The organism is Formosa undariae (assembly GCF_042427615.1).
Taxonomy (GTDB): Bacteria; Bacteroidota; Bacteroidia; order Flavobacteriales; family Flavobacteriaceae; genus Formosa; species Formosa undariae.
In genome coordinates, this window is record NZ_JBHMEZ010000012.1 from 724,336 (window position 1) to 746,423 (window position 22,088).

Genomic DNA, 22,088 nt, shown 5'->3' on the forward strand with positions numbered 1-22,088 from the left:
CTTAATTTTCAAACGCTCCTCTGTCTGGATTTCCCTGAATTGGGTTTCCTAAAAAGTCCTTCATGGGGTGACCTTCTATTTTTATTCCTTTATCTATTTCTGGAGATTCATCTTTTAGTAAAAATCTCAAATACGATTTCCAGTTAGATTTGGAAGGCAGATCACTTTTAAACAGCGGGTTCTTTTTACTTTTTTCAGAATCCTTTGGTTCTTCTTTAATATCTCCGTAAAAAGTATTTGCCTTAAAAATAGTGTTGGTACTTTTTCCTAAATCGAACCAATTATCTGCTCCTAAAGAGTAAAACACATTGTTTGTGTATGTGGTAGAGTCGGGAAAACCGCCCCAACTTTTATGATACACTAGTTGTACAGTATCCTGTTCTTCGCCAGCAAAAAAAACATTATTATAAATATGTGTATTTGTTGTCGTTCCCGAATTTCTAACGATATGGTGGTTGTTATTTTCGAAGATGTTATATCTAATAATGGTACCATCGTTAAAACTTGTTTTGCTCCCGCCATCGCAACAAATAAGTATACCGCCATGTCCATTATTATGACTGTAATTATATTGAATAATGGTGTTTTTGCAATTCCAATCGCTATCAAAACCACCCGCATCTACATCGGGTTTATGGTCCCAACTATCGGCTTCGGTATTGTAATATGTGTAAGACGCTTCGTTGTATTGAAATAAAGCATCGTCGCAATTAAATGGGAAAGATGCATTACCACTACCTTTTATACCGTTATGTGTAAAGACACAATGTTCGACCAAAGGCGCATTGGCTACTCGCACTATTAAAGCGTTGGCTCCTGCTCTCTCAAATTTATTATTTCTAAAAACTACATTTTCGCTAGGATACCAGTTATGAATTCGTCCGTTTTCTAATTTATCGCCCCAACTACTTGTTAACGATCTTCGGTCCCAAACAGATCGATTAGACCAACCTGTTCTATCTACATTATGAATGTAACACCCTTCAACATATAGACCGTTAAAATTTGATTTCATCTGTTTAGAAACGTCTTTATCCCTTGTTATATCTACAAAAACACCTCCGTTATCTTTGGTGCTCATATCTCCGTTAACATGACAAATTTCTAAATTGATTAATTGAATATCATGTAGCGTTCCGATATCCCTTCCTTCAATATAAATACCCATTTTAGGAGCATATACATAAGTTACATTGTTTTTTAAAGGATATTCTCTAGGCTTTTCTGAAAGCGCATGATTTTTAATTTTTAAATCTCGAATTTCAATATATTCTTGATTAAACAAACGAATGGTATAAGACAATTCTTCGTTATTAGAAATTGCACCTTGAGCATCTAAAACAGGCGCAGGACCAGAACCGTAAGCCCCAATAACTATGCGTTTATTTTTAGAACCACTTCCCTTTGGAACAAAATTGCCAATCCATTGTCCTCCTCTTCTAAAAAGAATAGAATCGTTAGGTTTTAAACCTATTTGATTAACTCGCTCAATACTTTTAAAAGGCGTAGTTTTGCTTGTCCCATTATTAGCGTCATTTCCTACAACATCATCTACATAATAAGCGTTTTGAGCCAAGCCATATTGAACGCTCAACAGGAGCAACACAGCACATATTTTTATTGCTTTAAATGTCATTTCTTAATTTTTTGAAATTAGCTTAACCATTTCTTCGGCATATCTCTTTCCTAAAACACGCTGACTTTTACTATCAAAATGGGTTTTATCAATCGTTTTTGTGTTTTCAGTAGTAACTACCCCTGTATTTTCAACTTGGTTTGGCAGCTCTAAAATCATGGTATTAAAATTTACTCGTTGTGGTTTATCTGCCGATAATTGACCCGCAACAAACGGTAAATTAGGAGCATTTAAATCTGATCGTAATGCTTCTATTAACGCTTTTATTTTTGGCATATATTTATCGTATTTACCCACATTTGCTTCACCTTGATGCCATATTACTCCTTTTAAAACGCCATATTTCATTGCTTTTTTTGCTTGGTTTACCGCCTCATTATAAAGGGTATCCCCTGGCTCCCACTCTTCAATAGAGGTACCGCCTTTAGCATTTACAATTAGTCCGATTTGCGTACCTGAAGATATCTTTGCCATTTCTTTCGCAAAACCAGAACTAGGACTTAACTTTTGCATCTTCATGCTTTTTCTTACCGTAGAGTACTTATTTAAAGGATTAGCGGCTTTTTCCCAAGGTTTATCTTCGTTTCCTGTATATAGAAATACGTTGTCTAGGCTATCTTTATCTTGAGCCTCAACTGTTGCTCTTCCTGCCATATTGGACTGACCAATACAGAGATAAAGTTCCATAGGCTGTTGCCTAGTATCGGTAACTTGCTTTGCTTTACAACCTACTAAACTGCTTACTGCGATTAAGAAAATTAGAATATGGATGCGTTTCATTTTAATTGTATTTTTTACTGTATGATTATAAAATCTGTTTTAATTATTTACTTTAAAGTCCTAATACCTCAAGTTGATAAGTGCCCTCTGGAATAGTAACACTAACCCAATTTGATCCTGAACTACCAATTGGGATATGTTTCCCGTCTAATGTTATGGATGAAACATCTGGCGCATAGAATGTAACTTGAGTACCTGGAGAAATAATCTTTCCGCTAAACATCTTACTTTCATTTCCCGTTTTCATATATAATGCAATTGGAGCATCAGACTTAAAACCTGATTGAATGGCTTGTCCTGATTTAAATAAATTACCCTTTACGAAATATGAAACCAATTGCTCTGAGTTTTTTCTATAAAAAATATTTTCTCCATTAAATATTTCCAAACCATAGTGTTCGGTAGAACTTCCATTAGAGGTCAAAGCCACATCTACAATCTGTTCTTGGGTGATTTCGCTTCCTGTATAATTTCCAGTAGCAATTCGTGTTAAATCTCCTACTTTATGAGTTTTATCACCTGGAAACAAAACAGTAAGTATACTTGCTTGCTTATTGGTTGTATTATAATTAGCATACATATAATCCGATGCAAAACCATATCCTGATCTAGCCTGATTTGCAGTCTTCTTTAGTTCTACAGAAGCTGGAGGTGTACCTAAGAACGTTGTTAGGGTAACTTCGTTTTTAGAAAATAATCGCGGTCCTGTTTTACCCTCTTCTATTTTTATTTCGGAAAAGTACTTGGTATCGCTTTCCATTGTATTCAACACCGCAGAATTAGGGTGCCAAATCACATTAACATGATCTTCTGCTGTATCTGAAGTTACATGATCCATTACCACATAATAGCCGTTAACACCATGCGAAGGTTGTACAAAAACAATATCTCTAAAATGAGTTCCTGCTATTGCTTCCGAACTAGAGCCTCTAAAATATTCTATATCTTGTCCAACCAAGCCTTCAATAATGCCATCACCCACTTTGGATGTATGTTTTTTCCCGCCTATCATTAAGGTATTGGAAGATTCCGAATTTGAATGTATAAAATCAAAAGTAGCGGTTACTCCATCTATAGTGACATCGTTACCTGGTCCGTCGTAACCTGAGTTACGTAATAAAATCTCGCCGTATCCAGCCATGGCTATAGCATTGGTTTCATAGCCCGTATGATACTCTGTATTTCCTTTTAAATTCTGCACACTCATATACAGTGCATCTTTAGATTGCTCGTTCGAAATTAAAGCTGCATAATTTTCAAATAAACGACTCGGAGCCAATACGGCATCTTTTGTACTAAACGTTATCGGATTATTTTTTGCCGCAGTTCCGGCCATAATTAAGTAATTGGACAAGTGCCCTTTTAACATCCCCTTAGAAACCTCAGCCCCTTCGCGTAGCACCCACATGGCATAATTGTAAGCATCTATAGAATATCGGGCCGCCGAAACAATCTGAGGAGATAGTATGATGTTGCCATCCTCTATATCCCATGGTTTTTGCGCTTCTGTATCGCGAGAATCGCCATATAATAAAATCCTTCCAAAAGGAGCTACGCCATAGCCATACATAAATTCTTTTAGTCCAACAAGTCCTGGATTTGTATAATAATCGTTATACCCCATATATTCCATAATATCTGGAGTGGTATTTTTAACAGTTCGTTCAATAGAATTCCAACGCTGTACACTATAACCATTTCCTGCTGGCGACACGCCATCGTTAGGCATATAATGCTCAGATAATCCGATATCGAATTCTTTTTTAGCCTCTTGAAATTTGACGGCATCTCCAATGTATTTGTAATACAACATTCTCATTGCCCAACCATGAGGATCCCATTTACCTATTACTAATGCCATACTTTTAGCTTCTAGCCAACTTTCATATTCAGAACGTACAGTTGCATCCAGATCATACCGAATAACATCGAGTGCCAAAAGCGCATAAAACAATTCGTGTGAGCGCACAGAAGATGAAGCGGCACCGTTACCAATTTCCATAGTTCGGATTCTGGTTTCAAATTTATTTTTAATACCATTAATATATTTATCCTTATTAGCAGGGTCAAGAATATAAGCGAGTGCATTAGCTCCCATAACATCCCTCGTTTCACCATCACCCTTATTTGCGATAGCAATAGCACTCATTTTCATGGCACCAAACATCTTAGATGTTTTTGCAAGCGTTCTCCAATACGAATAATCTGTAGTATCTATAATGTTTCCAGAAATACCTTTAAGAGGTATTAATACGAAACAAAAAAGTACTATTAAAACTAATTTGGGTTGACTATTAGTTATTTTCATATTGTTCCTTTTATATAATTTATAATGCGTTTTTAAAAAAATTTAATCTTAACCTTAACCAAACATTTAAGATTAGATTATCATCTCTGTTTAGATTCATCATACCCCAAAATCACGTCAGATTTCTCGAGTAAACCATGCATATGATCTATGATATCTTTGTATTTATCTGTAGTAGATAGTACCAGGTTGTCCCATTCATTTGGATCATTCTCATGATTGTAAAGTTCCTGTGAACCATCATAGTATTCTGTAAATCTATACGTGTCGTATTTTACTGTTGCATACACCTCTCTTCTAAAAGTGTAAGCAGGATAATCCCAAGTAACATCTGGATTTTTAAGAAGTGGCACTAGACTACGACCTTCAACTTTTTTGTTTTCAGGAAGGCCACACAAATCGAGTAGTGTTGGGTAAAGATCTATAAGCTGAACGTTTGCCTCTATTGGTTTTGTTGAACCAAATCTTGGATCCTTAATAATAAGTGGCACTTTAGTAGAACGGTCCCAGGCCGTATGTTTTTGAAATCTGCTTTTTTCTCCCATATGGAAACCGTGATCAGACCATAAAACCACTATGGTATTATCTCTATACGGGCTTTTTTCTAAGGCATCTAATATTTTACCAACCTGAGTATCGGTAAAGGTGATGCAAGCCATATAAGCCTGAACCATTTTTCGCCACTGGTTATTCTTAATAGCCCAAGGCACATCTGGATAAGAATTCCAAACCGCTTCAGCCGCTTTAGGGATATCATTATAATCGTCTTCTTTGTAAGGAGGAAGCTCAATTTCATCAAGGGGATACATATCTAAATACTTTTGCTGAACATACAAAGGTGTATGCGGACGTAAGAAACCAGTCATTAGAAAAAATGGTTTATCATGTTTTTGTGACAGTTGATCTACTGCCCATTCCGCCGTTTTATAATCACTCATTTCATGTTCTGGCTTACTTATAGGTCCCCAGTCTAGAAGTCCTTTAGAGCCAAACCAGTTTAATCTCTTTTTCTTCCCATTTTCATCTAAATTGAAATCCCATGAACCCCGACCATTTGATACGTCTACCGTTTCTTCAGGAACATGGTGATGAAGAAGTTTTCCTCCCGCCATGGTCTTGTAACCATAATCTGAAAAATATTCATAAATTAATGAAGAGCCTTTCTTTTTAACGGCGTTGACGATTTCTTCATCTTCTCGCTGTATACCACCTTCTACCCCAAAGCCTAAACTGTGGTAATACATTCCTGACATAACACTCGCTCGTGAAGGACCACAAACAGCGTATTGACAATGAGCCGAATTAAAAAATGTACCTTGTGAAGCAAGCACATCCATTTTCGGGGTCTTGGTTTGGTTATTTCCCATATAACCTGCCCAGTCGTTTAAGTCATCGACTGCAATAAAAAGCACATTAGGTTTTTCTTCGACCTTTACTTTTTTAGACGAAGAACAACTCGTAAAACATACCGAGGTGATGAGAAGAATAAAAATTAATTTCATAGTGTATATGTCTTAATAAATAATGAAAAATTGTTTTTGCTTTATTAGCGTAACCACACAGGAATAGAATCGTTAGTCTTCCATTTATCGACTAGTTTATCCAAATTATCCCCTTTCCATGCTGTCGATCCTGCCGGAATAGCATCATAGTTTGGTAACCATTTTTTATGTGCTTTAATAATCTCAGCATATTTCGGATTATTTGCTAGGTTGGTATGCTCGCCAGGATCTGTGATGTGGTTGTATAATTCTTCTCCACCATCACGGTAACGTATATAACGCCAATCGTTACTTCTTACCGCATGATTTTTGTAGTACCACGTGGTTAAAACAGATCTATCTAATTTTATATCTGGTGATTGTATTAAAGGCAATAAACTCTCTCCTTCAAGCTTTGGTAATGATGGAAGATTACAAAGGTCTGTTAGGGTTGGATAAATATCTAAAAGACTCACAACCTGACTACTTTTTTGTCCGTTACTTTTATTACCTGGTATTTTAAAATATAAAGGTACTTTTGTAGATTCTTCCCAAAGCGCTTGCTTTCTAAAGTGTCTTTTTTCTCCTAAATGTTGCCCGTGATCTGACCATAACACAATGATGGTGTTTTTACCATTCGGACTTTTTTCTAAGGCATCTATAACCTTTCCTATTTGTTCGTCTACAAAAGTGACACAAGCCAAATACGATTGTACTAATTCTGGTAATATTTCTTTCTTGGTCGTTACATCACCCCACCCGCCTTTTGGTGTATAGCCATAAGCTATCGCTTTCCCCATAATAGGAATATCTTCAAATTCGTTATTAGGTACTTCGGGTACTATGATATCTTCAATAGGATACAAATCGAAATATTTTTTTGGAGCGGTATATGGCACATGAGGTCTAATAAAACCAACGGCCATAAAGAATGGTTTGTCTTGTTTTTTATTAAGTTTGTCAATAGCCCAATTTGCTATTTGTTCATCATACATCCCATCTTCTGGTATATCTTCGTCTTCTAAAGGACCACCACACAACGAATAAAACCTGTTGGTCTCTCTGTAATTTTCATTTATATTATCTTCTCCATATAATTGGACAAATTGTCCGCCACCTTTTGGAAACGGATAAAACATGGTTCCTCTATATCCAAAACCATTTTCCTTTATGTGGGGTTCCATATTATTCCAAAAATGAGGAGAATATGCGGTCCAGAAATCATCTGTTTTATCTTTATAATCAGACTCGCCACTGTGAAATACTTTTCCCGCGGCATAGGTATTATACCCATTGTTTTTAAAATGTTCTGGAAGCATTTTATGATTTGCCATTACGGTGTCGTAATTTTTTTTCATGTTGGCTGTCGAACTATACCAACCTGATGTTGTTGGATGAATACCACTTAGCAAAGAATTTCTAGATGCTGTACAAACAGGCTGAGACGCATGTGCATTAGTAAATAAAACACCCTCTGCAAAAAGCTTATCCATGTTAGGCGTTATAGCCTGTGGATGACCAAGTAATGCACCTTCCCAATCGTTTAAATCATCTACCGAAATAAAAAGTACATTAGGTTGTTCTTTTGCTTGAGCCGAAGCGTATCCTGTTACCAAGAATAAGCTAAGAAGTGTGAATATATATTTCATATTGAATATCTTGTTTTAGAATAATTGTTTTTATTAATTCGAGCTCTTGGTGTTTTTCAGTTTAGCGACTGCAATACCAGCTTCGCCAGCTACAGAATAATATAAATAGATATCCTTGCCATCAATTAAAAGCGCTGGATCTCTTAACTCATGCACACGATTTCTGGCAAAACCATTAACCGATTTTTGTATTGGCAGTTCTACACCCTCATAATTTGTTTCTGGCTTTAAAACTTCGGTTACAGGACCAACTTTCCAACTTGTATAATCACCATCGGAAAGCTTTACAACTGTTTTTAATATACGTTCTGGAGCATCACCTTTTTGAGAATAATAAACCACTAACTGATCTCCGACCAAGGCTACTGCAGTATGTCTGGCATTAGGTAAAATAGTACTGCCTTGTTTATAAATTTTATCTGCATGTTCTTGTTTAAAGAAGGTGCCAAATGATAACGCATAAGCAGCATTTTTATAGTCGAATACACGGAAATACGACGGACCTAAAATGGTATCGGATGCCAAAAATTCCAATCCGTTTTTAGATGTACTTACAAAGGATTTTTGCAATTTACTGTTAGGCAATTTTCCATGAAAATACATTTTAATGCTTTTTGTTTTTTCATCGATTATAACATCTGGCGAAGCTATGTGTCCGACTGCTGCAGTATTTTCCAAATCTAACACACCCGGTTTGTAGATAGTCCACGGCCCAATTGGTGAGTTGGCATAAGCCAAACGAATAAACTTGCCATGATGATGCGCAAAATACATATAGTATTTCCCCAACGGATTTTCAACCCAATTAGGGACTTTTATAACAGAGGGGCCATTTATATTTTCTCCTAATTTGCCTTCAAGACCTAACATTTCCGGATAAATTACCGGACCATCGTTTAGACGTACAAACTCACCTTCATTCCATGTATTTATGTTAGAAGTAGATGCACATCCTGTTGCAAAGAGGAGCAAAAAAAAACTCCCGATTACAGATAAATTTAGAAGAAAAACAGATTTACTTTTCATTATTATCGAAGTAATCAATTACGTTATATACATTTTTATTAAGCGCCTTCATTTTATCCATCATAGGATTCCAAACATCATATGTAGCATTTACAATGCCTTTATTGGCATCTATATTTGAAGGATCTACACCTTTAGCCGTAGGATCGTTATCTTGATATTTAAAATAATGCCAACCCACACAGTTTTTAGATTCTAATAAGGCTAAATTGTAATTCTGGTAAAACAAACCTCGGTCTTCTTGAGTACGAACAATCCAACCTGCCCCACTTGTATTACCCATTCCAGAATCTTCTCCCTTAGTATAATATTCTGTAACGATAAAAGGTTTGCCTGTCCACGCTTCCCAATTCACTACATCTTCTTGATTGGGAGTCCAATGGTTATAATAATTATTAGAAATAACATCTAAATACTTCCCTGCCGTTTTCATAAATTCGGCATGATTTTTTTCATCGCTATAAAAACGGGCACCAATATACATATGGTTTGGATCGTACTTTTTAATGGCTTTAGACACTATAGAAAAGTACTTATCGCCTACAAAAGCCATGAATAATTCACGATGTTCATCTGTAATATTTTCTTTGGTAACGCCACGCTCGTCCATCCAAGCTTTAGCTGCTATATAGCCATAATCATTTTCGGGTAATCCTAAATAATTATCTAAAGCATTAAATTTAAATGGCATCTCATTATCAGAGAAATATCCAAATAAATTCGGATCGTCCTTATAAGCTACGAGTTGTTTAGCATGTTCATCGCAGAAGGTCTCAAAATCTGGATCGAACACAAAAATGGCATCGTTAGGATATCCAGTGTGCCCGGGTTGTTGAAAGGTACCACCACGTTTACGACCGTAAGCGCTCATAAAATTCCAATTGATAGTGTAAGCAAATGGCTTATCAATTGTTTTATTTAGCGCGACAATAGCTTCTGCATCGGACCAAGAGCCAGCACAGTTAAAACCGTTGTCTTCTAACATGGTTACGGTTTCACTAATCCAATTAGATTTAGAACCAAATTTAGCTACTAACGCTTCCTTATTTGTTTTAGACTTCCCTAGGTTAATACTATTTAAAGCAATATTGAAGTATTTATAGCCTAACGGATCAATACCCCACCAACGATCGCCGATTTTTTTAACATGAAAAAAGCCTGTTTCATACTCAGTCTTCTGACTTAAATCTCCTCCATATTCACTTAATTCAGGAGATGTTTTAAGTGGCTCAAACCCGGGAAGTAAATCTAAAGTACGTGTTTTAAAAGGTTGGTAATCTTTATAACTACGACTACCATCTTTATGATAGATTTTTACCTTAGCATCTACCATAACATAATTTTTTGCCACAGGATTTTCTTCGCTTTTTTCAGCTTTTTTACATCCGGTAGCAATAAATATTAATAGTATAAATAAGACGTTTTTCATATATAATATGTTATTTCTCTTTTTATTTTTTTTTACCATTGGTAATCTTTTCCTTCTCTGCTTAACCTCCAGGATTCTTTAACTTTTTCCAGCCCAGCTTCCATCTTTTTTAATAATTCTGGTTGTTCTGAAGCTAAATTTTTTGTTTCTCCTGGATCATTTTTAATATCGAAAAGCATCATTTCGTCGCCTGGATTTGGAATACATATTTTGTATTGTCCATCTATAAAAGCATATAGATCGATATCTTTATATAGACGTTGAAAACCGGAAGCAATAGGTACAGTACGTTGACTTGTACTCTCTCCCATAACTACTGATTTTAAACTCACCCCATCTAATGGAATCTTTTTACTAGGCGACATATTTAAAATATCTAAAATAGTAGGTAAATAATCTACTGTTGAAGATTGATAATCGGTCACTAATCCGGACTTAAAATGATTTGGCCATAACGCTAATGAAGGCACACGTAACCCACCTTCCCACATGTCGTGTTTATGCCCTCTAAATGGTCCCGCCGAAGCAATTCCTTTTTTAACTAATCCGCCTGAAGGCCCATTGTCACTACAGAAAAATATAATGGTATTGTCTTCAATATTATTTACTTTTAAGAAGGCTCTTAAACGTCCTATTTGGTCGTCCATAGCTGTTATAGCACCATATAAATGCCTTTGTTCTATTGGTAAATCGGGATATTTAGCTAAATATTCTGGACCAGCAACAACAGGTTCGTGAGGTGTATGAAACCAAATGGTTGTAAAAAAAGGTTCATTTCCAGCTATAGCCTTTTCCATAAAAGGAATAGCTCTATCCATTATAATTCTACTATCGTCTCCTTCTAGATTATCTGTTACAGGCACACCATTTTCTAAATAAATTGATCCGCCCCAAGACCCATCGTCTTCAGATCCAAATCCATTCCAAAATGATGGAGTTTTAGTAGGGTCCCATGTTGGAACCGCACTTTTTGTAGCAAATGTTTCCTCGTATCCATGAAACCACGGCGGAGAATACACTCCTCTCGACTCTACTTTATTTGGCTCTATCCAGCCTAAATGCCATTTTCCAAAAAATCCAGTTTTATATCCTTTGTTTTTTAATAGTTCTGGAATTGTTTTTTCTGCGGGTCTCATTCCTCCTGTATGTGCAGCAAAAATGCCTTGTCTATACGGACTTCTACCTGTTAGCACACTGGCACGTGTTGGTGAACATAGTGGCGCAGCGGCATAGAAATTTGTAAACTTCACGCCTTCTTTAGCCATTGCATCTAAATAAGGCGTTATTATTTTTTCATTTCCATTAAAACCTACATCTCCATAACCTAAATCGTCAGCCATAATGAGAATTACATTAGGCTTACCATTTACGTTTTGCGCATAAGATCCAAGAAAAGAGAAAATAAAAACCAGTAAAGCAGCTCTCTTTTTAAAACATCTAAATTCCATATTATAACCTGAGATTTTCCTATTCATGATTTGTTAAAAAACCAAACCACCTGTTTTACGGGCAGTTTGGTTAAACACTAATTACATATTAATTATATCCAGGATTTTGTTCCATCGGTATTGAATTTGCATCGATTGCTTCTTGAGGGATCGGTAATAAAGTATGTCTCTCGTCTCCATTTGGTGCTCCAACTTTATTATATAGTTGGAATCTCTCATACCATTTTCCTAATCTCACTAACGTATATTTTCTATGCTCTTCAGAATACAATTCTCTAGAACGCTCATCTAGAATAAAATCAATATCTACATCTGCTCCTGTTATTAAACTAGCATTTGCTCTAGATCTTAATGCATTAATAGATGCTGCTGCGCCAGCTAAATCCCCTGTTTTCATTTGCGCTTCTGCTAAAATTAAATACGTTTCTCCTAATCGAAGATAAACTTGATCATTATTGCTTTCAGAACCAGCTTCGTCTAATGGGTTAAAATAATCCCATTTTCTCGTACTCGGCCAATAGTTATTTTGTTCAACTTCATCTTTACCTCTCCAATCGAAAAATATAGTATCTCCAATAGCGCGTCCAGATGGTATTTTCTTTGGATTATTTAAAACTTCATAATCTCTCCATGCGAAACGTCCACCTCTATCATCTGAAGACTCATATAATTCTAAGGCATATCTCGTTGGACTAACACGTTCTAAGCCTCTTCCTCCATTTTCTGCATCCAAAATAATAGTACCCGAAACTCCGTCGACTACAATATCTTGAGATCTTCCTCTGTGCCAACGTCTCATAATATTTCTACCACCACCAATAACTTCTAATTCGTGTTGCATTACCCAAAGTGCTTCTGTATTACCTTCGGATTTATTTGAGTTTCCATCGATAAACATGTCTGTAAAGGGTGTACCTGGCTCACCTGCTTTAACTCCGTATCTAGAAGTTATTAAGCTAAATGGACCATTATCTATCAAGTCTTTTGCCTTAGCCAAAGCATCTTCGTCTCTCCCCATTGCTAAATACAATTCTGCTAAATAATGAGTCGCAACACCTTTTACAACTTTACCTCCATCGTTTTGTGTTTCTGGTAAATATGCTTCTGCAAATAATAAATCTGCTTCCATAACTTCTCTAATTTCTGCTACAGGAGTTCTTTCCCAACCTGTAATAATATTAGCTCCACTTGATTCTTCAAGGTGTAATGGTACATCTCCGAACAGATAAGTAAGGTGTCTATAACCCCAAGCTCTAAATAATCGCGCTTCTGCTACTATGGCATTCTTTTCAGCTTCGGTCCAATCAATACTAGGGTTTTCGGCTCTATCTATTATTGTATTCGTTGCATTGTTTAATTCATACAACCATTGCATAAGGCGACGAGGCTCATTAGATATAGGTGTATTCCTATCGTTAAGTTCGTTACCTCCTCTAGCCCAGCCAGAGCGTTCGTTACCAAACATATTATCTGTCCCTGTTACAGCAGGATCTATCAATAAATCGTTTGTACTGTTATAATTATCTCCTCCTCTTTCTCTTCTAAAATGAGTATATAAACCATTTAACCCAACTTCGAAACCAGACTTAGATTCGAATAAATTATTCGCTGTTATATCGGTACGAGGATCTTCTACTAAGTAATCATCCGAACAGCTTATAAATGCCGTAACAAAGATTAGCAGTAGTAAACTATATTTTTGTGCTTTCATATTTTTAAATTTATTTTTTTCTGGTTAGATCTAAAAGTTAACTGTAAAACCTAGCGTATATGTTTTTTGTAACGGCACATCGCGTGTTCCTGATAACTCAGGATCTAATCCACCATAATTTGTGAATGTGAATAAGTTACGCCCAGCTAGATATATTTTAAATTTATCTATACCAATTTTATCAAGTACATCTTGGTCTAAATCGTAAGAGACAGTAATATCTTTAATTCTCCAGTAATCGCCACTTTCATAAAAATTAACGCCATATGTATTCGCATTTTCATCATTTGCGTAGTAGTTATTTGTTGGGTTTTCTGGTGTCCACCAATCTTTTAAAGTTGTATTTCTTCTTACTTCAGTCCATACATCATCACTCTTTAAACCATTTTGTTTAACGTGTCCAAATGCACCTTGAGACATAACATATAATCCGAATCCTTTATATTTCATATCTATACTAAAAGAAGCTACCGTTTTAGGATCTCTTTGCCCAATAATAACTCTATCAGAATCCGTGTTTAAAACACCATCCGCTTCATCTGGAACTCCGTCTCCATTAGTGTCTACTGTTAATTGGTCTTTAATTTTAGCATAACCTGGCTCTGCATTTGGCTGATGAGAATTAGCGATATCATCACTTTCTTGCCATACACCATCGTATTCAAGAGCATAGTATACGCTAATTGGTTGCCCAATAAACCATCCATTACCAACATCGTCTAATGTTTCAGAGCCATTAATGTTTAATATTTCATTTCTGTTAAATGCAATATTTCCATCTAAATTCAGACTAAAATCTTTTGTCCCTATAGCTTGACCTCCTAAAGCAAATTCTAATCCTTCATTTCGAACGCTACCAATATTTGTGCTAATCTCTGTGGCACCATGAAAAGGAGAGATTAATTGATCTGCTAACAAATCATTAGTTGTTGCTCTATACAGGTCTACACTACCTCTAATTCTATTATTAAGTAAAGCATAGTCTAATCCAAAATTTACAGCAACTGAAGTTTCCCAAGTCAAAGAAGAATTACCCAATTCATTTTCAGGAATATAACCTGGCAACTGCACACCATCGCTAGTGACATAAGAACGTTCATTTAAGAATGTTAAAGATTCATATGGGTCTATCGCTTGGTTTCCATTTTCACCATAAGATGCTCTTAATTTTAACGTACTTAATATAGATTCTTCCATGAATTTTTCATTATGGATGTTCCAAGCCGAACCTACAGAAAAGAAACTTACATACTTATTATTATCTCCAAATGCAGAATAACCATCTCTTCTTCCTGTTAATGTTAGCATATACCTATCGTCATAACCATAGTTAATACGCAACATTGAAGAAAGCGTAGTTCTTTTATCGTATTGATATCCTGGCTCTATAAGTCTAGCGACATTGGCTTGTCTCCATGTAAGGGCTTCTGTTGGGAAACCACTAGAGTCTAAGTCTTGATTATCTGTAACATCATTTTGGTAACTATATAACCCTGTTACGAAAAGATTACTCTTTCCAAATTCTTTTTTATAATTAAGAATATTCTCGATAAGAACATTAGATCTAAAATCGTTAATAACACTAGCATCACCTTGTCTAGTAATTCCTCTAACCGTATTTAATCCCCAAAAACTTTCTTGTCTCGTATTTGTGACCTCAACTCCCGTATTTAATCTATAAGATAATCCTGGGATAAAGCCCAAATCAAAATCGAGATAAAGGTTAGAAATTACCTTGTATCTTTTATCCTCGTTTTGAGCTAAGGTGTTTTCTAGTGGATTAGTAAATGACACATCTTCTGTCCAAGGATAAAGGGTAAGATCTCCATTTTCGTCATGACTTTTTGTTAAAGGATTCATATAATAGGATTCACTAAAAGAAGGTCCTAATCCGCTCTGATCTGTGAAACTCAACTGTGTATTTGTTCCTACTTTAAGCCATTTAGTAACGTTAGCATCTAAATTAAATCTAAGTGTTGAACGTTCATAATTATCATTTACGCGTATCCCTTCAACATCCAAATAACTACCAGAAATATAGTATTTAAAATCGTCTGAACCTCCTGAAGCGGATAAGTTATGCTGTATTGTTTGTCCCTGTCTTAAAGACAAATCGAGCCAATCTACACCTTCACCACTATCATATATACTTTGTTCAGAATCTGTAATCGAAGACGGATCTCTAGTTAATTTAAAGTCGTAAAACTCTGATGCAGATAAGACATTTGGTAAATTTGTTGGTCTTAAAACACCGTAATATCCATCGTATGTTAGTTTTACTTTTCCCTGTTTACCTTTTTTAGATGTTATTAAAATAACCCCATTAGATCCTCTAGATCCGTAAATAGCGGTTGCAGAAACATCTTTTAAAACCTCCATAGATAAAATATCTGTAGGAGTGATGTCTGATAAACTTCCACTATATGGAATACCATCTAAAACTATTAATGGAGTTGTACTTGCCTTTAATGAGTTTCTTCCTCTAATAACTATTGAGACATCACTTCCAGACGCACTACTTCCTTGGTTAGTAACGACTACCCCGGGAATCCCTCCTTGTAAAGCTTGTGCTACGTTAGTATTTGGAACTATTTCTAGTCTTTCTTCTGCAAGCGAAGCAACTGATCCTGTTATATCACTTTTCTTTTGTGTACCATATCCAACAATGACAACCTCATCTAGTTCTGCATTATCGCTTTGCATGTTCACTGCATAATTATTCGAATTTCCTACAACTATATGTTTAGGTTTAAAACCTATATAAGTAAAAATTAAAGTTTGTCCTATATCTGCAGATATCGTATAATTACCATCAAAATCGGTTACGGTACCTTTCTGAGTACCTTCAATGACAACATTTACTCCCGGTAAAGGTATATTGGCGTCATCGGTAACTATTCCATTTATTTTTTTGTTTTGAGCAAAGCTAATAGCGCTAAACAGAACAAAAAACAGACATGTTAGTTTAAATAATAATAGTTTTTTCTTCATAAATTCTAAGTTTTAGTTAATTGTTAATCTCCTTTTTTCTTGACAATGCTTCTAGGTAATAATAATCTGCATATATCAATGGTACATCTATCTCGGAATCCTTAGGTTTCGATCCCGTTGAATGCTTTAATAAAAACCCTTTATTAGTGCCTATTTCACTAAAATATTTTTTTGAAGACAATGAAGTAATTATTTTATTAGCAACATCTATATATACTTCTTCTTCGGTTTCTGTAAAAGTGCTTAACTCAAGTAAAGCTGAAGCAATAACAGCCGAGGCCGAAGCATCTCGTGGTTCTGAATTAAAATCTTTTAAATCGAAATCCCACAGAGGCACAAAATCTTCTGGTAATTTTTCAATGTTTAAAATATAATTAGCAACATGCTCTGCTTGCTTTAAAAATACAGGATCTTTAGTTTCTCTATAAATCATTGTATATCCATAAAGTGCCCATGCCTGCCCGCGTGCCCATGACGATTCATCTGCATAACCTTGATGCGTATTTTTGGAAATAACTTCGCCTGTTTCTGGATTGTAACCAACAACATGGTAGGAACTATAATCATTTCTAAAATGATTTTTCATGGTGGTTTTAGCATGTGTAACAGCTATATTATAAAACACCGGATCTCCTGTTTCTTTAGATGCCCAAAACAACAATTCGAGATTCATTAAATTATCAATAATTACAGGGAATTCCCATTTATCTGTATTGTGGTCCCAAGAACGTATGCTACCTACTTTTGCATTGAATCTTGTAATTAGCGTTCTTGCCGATTGAACTAGCACCTTTTTGTAAGATTCATTTTTAGTCATCTCATACCCTAGACCAAAACTCGGCATCATTTTAAAACCTAGATCATGATTTGAATCATTGAATTTTTCACTTTCTAATAAACTGGTATAAAGTTCTGCTTTTTCCTTCCATTGGTCCTTTTCTGTTAAGCGGTACATATACCATAATACACCTGGATAAAAACCGCTTGTCCAATCGCGTTTACTCACTAATTTAAGATTTCCTGATTTTGTTAAAGTTCTTGGAAAAAATAATTTACGAGGACCTAAATCGATAGTATCCTCTAAGGTTGGAAAATATTCTAATTGCTGAGATATCTTTTCAATCAGTTGATCTGAGTCATTACTCTTTTTTTGTTTTGAGTCGCAACCTGTGAGCAAAACAACACTTAAAAGTAGAATAGCAATTTGTTTCATAAATTAGAATTTTAGATGATCAAAACTAATAAATGGTTTTTGCTATTATTAAGACTATTGTTCCTTATTACTATTAATTATGACTCATATGCTAACATATGTACCAGATTACAACATATGTACTATCTATTACTAAATGTGCACAAGGTCTTTGTATATATTATTTGTATTTTGGTTTTTTAAAACGACCTCATGAGAGCATGTAATTTTTACATCATATTATTTAGTTTATCTACGATATTACTATCTGGTAATAACGATCCATATATTTCCATTTCAAAGGTAACCCCTGATGGTGGTGTGGCATATTCTCAGGTCACATCTATAGTCGAAGACGATAAAGGTCTAATTTGGTTTAGCACAAATAACGGTGTGTTTTCGTATAATTCTATAGGAATAAAAAGGTATAGTCATTCACAAAATAATGAATCTACATTATCTACAAATAGGATAAATAAACTTTACAAAGATAATGCAGGCCATCTTTGGGTAGCTACAGAAAACGGCCTTTGCAGCTACAATGAAGAGTTGGATAATTTTAATAGACATACTATTAAAGATCAATACGAAAACAGTATTGGTAAAGATATCTCTTCACTACTACAAGATCAAGATAATACCTTTTGGTTTTCAGACGAGAATGGTTTCGGTACTATAAATCCAGATAAAAATCGTGCATTTTATAAAACTATTGATGCTAAAACAGATCGTGTTAGCTGTCTTAGCATTGATGATAATGGTACCATTTGGGTCTTTTATAATAATGGTGATATTTATTATTTAGCAAAGGGATCTAATAGCTTTCAGTTTTTAACGATTGGAATGAAAAATCTGGTGAGATCCGTTTTAATTGATGATAATCATATCTGGATTGGTTATGTAGAAAAAGGATTACTTTGTATTAACATGCTAAATGGTGAAATATTACACCATTTTAACTCAGATAATCAAGCTAAAGATTTAAAATTACCAAGTAATCAGGTTAGAAGTCTTTTAAAAGATGAAAAAAACAGAATATGGGTAGCCACATACCACGGTATTGCTTTAATAAATGATTTTAAAGTTACAGACCTTATTAATCAACAAGAATATGCAGATTTACCCAACCATTCTATTTGGTCTTTATATAAGGATTCTCAAAAAAACATCTGGATTGGTTCCTGGATGGGTGGTTTGGCTTTTCACAGTGACTATAACAACTCATTTATTCGCTATAACCAATCGACTACCAAAGGAGATTTAAAAGGGAACATTATTAGTTGCTTCACAGAAACCCCAAATAAAAATGAAATTCTATTAAGCCTTGACGATGGTGGTTTGAGTAGCTTCAATTCTCTAACCAATACATTTCGTACAGTACCTGTTAGTTTTAATGGTAAAGTCATGGAAAACATGAAATCTCTCGCATACGATAAAGATGAAACGTTATGGGTTGGGACATATGGAGAAGGGCTTTTATATAAAAAAAAGAATAAGACTAATTTTGAACGCCTAAATACCCCTTTCGCTACAGGATTTCAATTTTTGGATATATTAACCACTCATGATGGGATTTGGGTAAGTAATTACCCGTTAGGTGTATTTTTTTATGATTTTAAATCGAAAGAAATTACTCCTTTTCAGCACACACCGCTAGATATAAATTCTATATCTAATAATAATGTACATCATATTATCGAGGATAAAAATGAAGATATTTGGTTTGCCACAGAAAACGGTCTCAATCTATTAAAAAAAGGCACTTCGGAGTTTATCCATTACTTTCATAACAAAAACAACTCAAAAGGCAATTCCAACAATAGTGTGTATTGTATTCATGAAGATAGTGATGGATTTTTATGGCTAGGAACAAATGGTACCGGTCTATATAAATTTGACCCTACAACTGGTGATTTTGAAAACTATACTACCAAAAATGGGTTATCTGGAAACGAAGTTTTTTCAATATTAGAAGACAGTAATAAAAACCTATGGTTAACCACCGAGAATGGCTTGTGTCAGTTTGATAAGCAAACTAATATTGCCCAATCTTACCTCACAAACAATAGCCTAGAAAATGACTTATTTTATCCAATTTCGGCATTAAAATCTCAAAATGATGATCTGTTTTTTGGTGGCTCAAATGGAATGATCCGTTTTTCTCCATCAAGAATTAAAAAAAACCCTAAGCTACCAAAAGCGACAATCACTAAAATTCATGTCAATAACACAGAGCTTAGTTCACATAAAAATGAACCTTTAAAACTTCATCATACTCAAAATTTTATTGGTTTTCAGTTTACTTCAAACAACTATATAAATCCTGAAAAAAACGTATTTAAATACAGACTTTTAGGCTTTAATGACCAATGGATAGAAACTGATTATAATGGAAAAGCCAATTTTACAAACATACCTCCTAACAACTATATACTAGAAGTTAAAACAGCTAACAACGATGGTGTTTGGAATGAAATCCCCACAAAAATAGCCATAAACATAACCCCTCCAATTTGGCAACGGTGGTATGCTTATTTAGCATATGGCATAGTAATTCTTTCGTCTGTCTATTTTTTTAGAAAACAAATTATAAATAGACAAAAGCTGAGGTCTGAAATTAAAATGGAAAAAATACATCGTGAGAATGAGGAGCAATTACACCAAATGAAGCTTCAGTTTTTCACAAATATTTCTCATGAATTTAGAACCCCATTAACGTTAATACAAGGTCCTGTAAATAGATTATTAAAAACACCATTAGACAATGAGCCGGCTAACAAGCAACTACTGCTAATTAAAAACAACACAGATAGATTATTACGCTTAATTAATCAATTTCTAGATTTTAGGAGAGCGGATTCTGGAAAATTAAAACTTCTTCCAGTGAATGCAGATGTTGTCTCTTTCTGTAAAAATGTATACTATTGCTTTGAAGAATATGCCATCCAAAATGGGTTCCACTTTCAATTTATATCGGATAATCCAAATTTAGAAATAGATTTTGACACCGATAAATTAGATAAAGTTTTGGTAAACCTGCTCTCTAATGCTTTTAAATACGCTCCAAATAATGGTACTATTACAGTATCTATCAAAAATAACGACAAGCCTATTTTTAACCCAGATTGGAATATCTACACTGTAGGAGAAGCCATTAATGACGACTTTGTTTCTATAAGTATTTCGGATTCTGGCTATGGAATTCCAGAAAAAATACTCCCTCAAATATTTGAACGCTTTTTTCAGACTGAAAATAATTATAACAAAGGCACAGGTATTGGTCTTTCCTTATCGACCAATTATATTGATATGCATAATGGCCAATTAATTGTAAGCACCTTAGAAGGCAAAGGTTCTGTGTTTTGCATTTGTATCCCTAAACATCAAGAAAACACTATAAAAAACAGCGCTTATAGTTTAAAAAATGATGAAAACAGCAGTTTTACGTTTGAAGCATCTCACAGTATTAAAACAGATGTTAATACCGAAGAGCCTTCTAACAATCAGGATGCTTTAATACTCATTACCGAGGACAACCCAGAATTACTGGACTTTTTATCCAGTAGTTTACAAAATCATTTTAGAATTGCAACCGCTAAAAACGGAAAAGAAGCTTACCAACAAACCCATTCCTTATTCCCTGATTTAGTTATATCCGATATTATGATGCCAGAAATGGATGGTGTAGAATTATGTGCCAAAATTAAAAACGATATTAGAATCAGTCATACACCTGTTATTTTATTAACGGCTTTAGATACCATTAAAGACAGAATTACGGGTATTAATTCTGGAGCAGACATTTACATTTCTAAACCTTTTAACGAAGATGTTTTGGTCGCTCAAATTCATAATTTATTAAATTCAAGAAAAGCACTTAGATCACTGTTCACGTCGCAACAAGATGTTTGGGAAAATAATATTGAGGTTTTAGATTTAGATAAAAAATTACTAATAAGTGCAATCAGTGCTGTGGAAAAAAACATGAGCAATCCTGATTTTACAGTAGAAGATTTAGCTGAAAAACTACATTTAAGCAGGACACATTTACACAGAAAACTGACTTCGTTAACAGATCAATCGGCTACCGAATTTATTAGAAGTATTCGCTTAAAACATGCTGTTGAACTTATGAAACAAGGAAAATACTTAGTGAATGAAATTGGTTATGCTGTTGGCTTTAACTCACATAATTACTTTTCAAAATCCTTTAAAAAGCAATATGGAAAAACACCATCTGAGTTTATTAAGGAAAATTTTGATGACGCATGTCCAAAACAAAATAGTTAAATTGAACATGACTATTGGCCTCTTTAAATCGACTATAATACCTTGAAAAGATAATAAAGATATAATAGCGTTAATATCATAGTAAAGAAATCATCTGGTTAAATTAAGCTATAAAACAATACTTTATTATTTGAGTAATGACGACTA

Annotated in this window: 12 protein-coding genes; 1 reads left to right on the plus strand and 11 read right to left on the minus strand. The window is 34.7% G+C overall.

The annotated features are described in order from the left end of the window. Position 1 precedes the first annotated feature (1 nt). The 11 genes from ACFFVB_RS14070 to ACFFVB_RS14120 form a co-directional block, all read right to left on the minus strand. A complete protein-coding gene (locus ACFFVB_RS14070; RefSeq protein ID WP_382383687.1) occupies positions 2–1,636 on the minus strand; it encodes a right-handed parallel beta-helix repeat-containing protein in 1,635 nt (544 codons plus the stop codon). A gap of 3 nt (positions 1,637–1,639) precedes the next feature. Next, positions 1,640–2,416: a sialate O-acetylesterase gene (locus tag ACFFVB_RS14075; protein WP_382383688.1), complete on the minus strand. Its 777-nt coding sequence runs from the start codon at positions 2,414–2,416 to the stop codon at positions 1,640–1,642. A 52-nt stretch (positions 2,417–2,468) separates the two neighbouring features. Continuing rightward, complete coding sequence (locus ACFFVB_RS14080) at positions 2,469–4,724, minus strand: hypothetical protein (protein WP_382383689.1); 2,256 nt, start codon at positions 4,722–4,724, stop codon at positions 2,469–2,471. Positions 4,725–4,804: 80 nt separating this feature from the next. Beyond that, positions 4,805–6,226 carry a sulfatase gene (locus ACFFVB_RS14085; protein WP_382383691.1) on the minus strand — a complete coding sequence of 474 codons (1,422 nt, stop codon included), beginning with the start codon at positions 6,224–6,226 and terminating at the stop codon, positions 4,805–4,807. A gap of 44 nt (positions 6,227–6,270) precedes the next feature. Beyond that, a complete protein-coding gene (locus ACFFVB_RS14090; protein WP_382383693.1) occupies positions 6,271–7,854 on the minus strand; it encodes a sulfatase in 1,584 nt (527 codons plus the stop codon). Between the two features lie 33 nt (positions 7,855–7,887). Then, positions 7,888–8,880 carry a glycoside hydrolase family protein gene (locus ACFFVB_RS14095; protein ID WP_382383695.1) on the minus strand — a complete coding sequence of 331 codons (993 nt, stop codon included), beginning with the start codon at positions 8,878–8,880 and terminating at the stop codon, positions 7,888–7,890. Continuing rightward, positions 8,870–10,309 carry a hypothetical protein gene (locus ACFFVB_RS14100; RefSeq protein ID WP_382383697.1) on the minus strand — a complete coding sequence of 480 codons (1,440 nt, stop codon included), beginning with the start codon at positions 10,307–10,309 and terminating at the stop codon, positions 8,870–8,872. Before ACFFVB_RS14100 ends, ACFFVB_RS14095 begins: the two co-directional genes overlap by 11 nt. Positions 10,310–10,341: 32 nt before the next feature. Next, the gene (locus ACFFVB_RS14105) at positions 10,342–11,784 is read right to left on the minus strand and encodes a sulfatase family protein (RefSeq protein ID WP_382383699.1); all 1,443 of its coding nucleotides are present in this window, start codon (positions 11,782–11,784) and stop codon (positions 10,342–10,344) included. A 61-nt stretch (positions 11,785–11,845) separates the two neighbouring features. Further along, the gene (locus ACFFVB_RS14110; RefSeq protein WP_382383700.1) at positions 11,846–13,468 is read right to left on the minus strand and encodes a RagB/SusD family nutrient uptake outer membrane protein; all 1,623 of its coding nucleotides are present in this window, start codon (positions 13,466–13,468) and stop codon (positions 11,846–11,848) included. A 30-nt stretch (positions 13,469–13,498) separates the two neighbouring features. Next, the gene (locus tag ACFFVB_RS14115) at positions 13,499–16,459 is read right to left on the minus strand and encodes a SusC/RagA family TonB-linked outer membrane protein (RefSeq protein ID WP_382383701.1); all 2,961 of its coding nucleotides are present in this window, start codon (positions 16,457–16,459) and stop codon (positions 13,499–13,501) included. A gap of 16 nt (positions 16,460–16,475) precedes the next feature. Further along, positions 16,476–17,672: a glycoside hydrolase family 88 protein gene (locus tag ACFFVB_RS14120; RefSeq protein WP_382383703.1), complete on the minus strand. Its 1,197-nt coding sequence runs from the start codon at positions 17,670–17,672 to the stop codon at positions 16,476–16,478. Between the two features lie 192 nt (positions 17,673–17,864). Here ACFFVB_RS14120 and ACFFVB_RS14125 point away from each other — a divergent pair, with 192 nt between their 5' ends. Further along, positions 17,865–21,941, plus strand: a complete 4,077-nt coding sequence (locus tag ACFFVB_RS14125) for a hybrid sensor histidine kinase/response regulator transcription factor (RefSeq protein ID WP_382383705.1) — start codon at positions 17,865–17,867, stop codon at positions 21,939–21,941. Positions 21,942–22,088 lie beyond the last annotated feature (147 nt).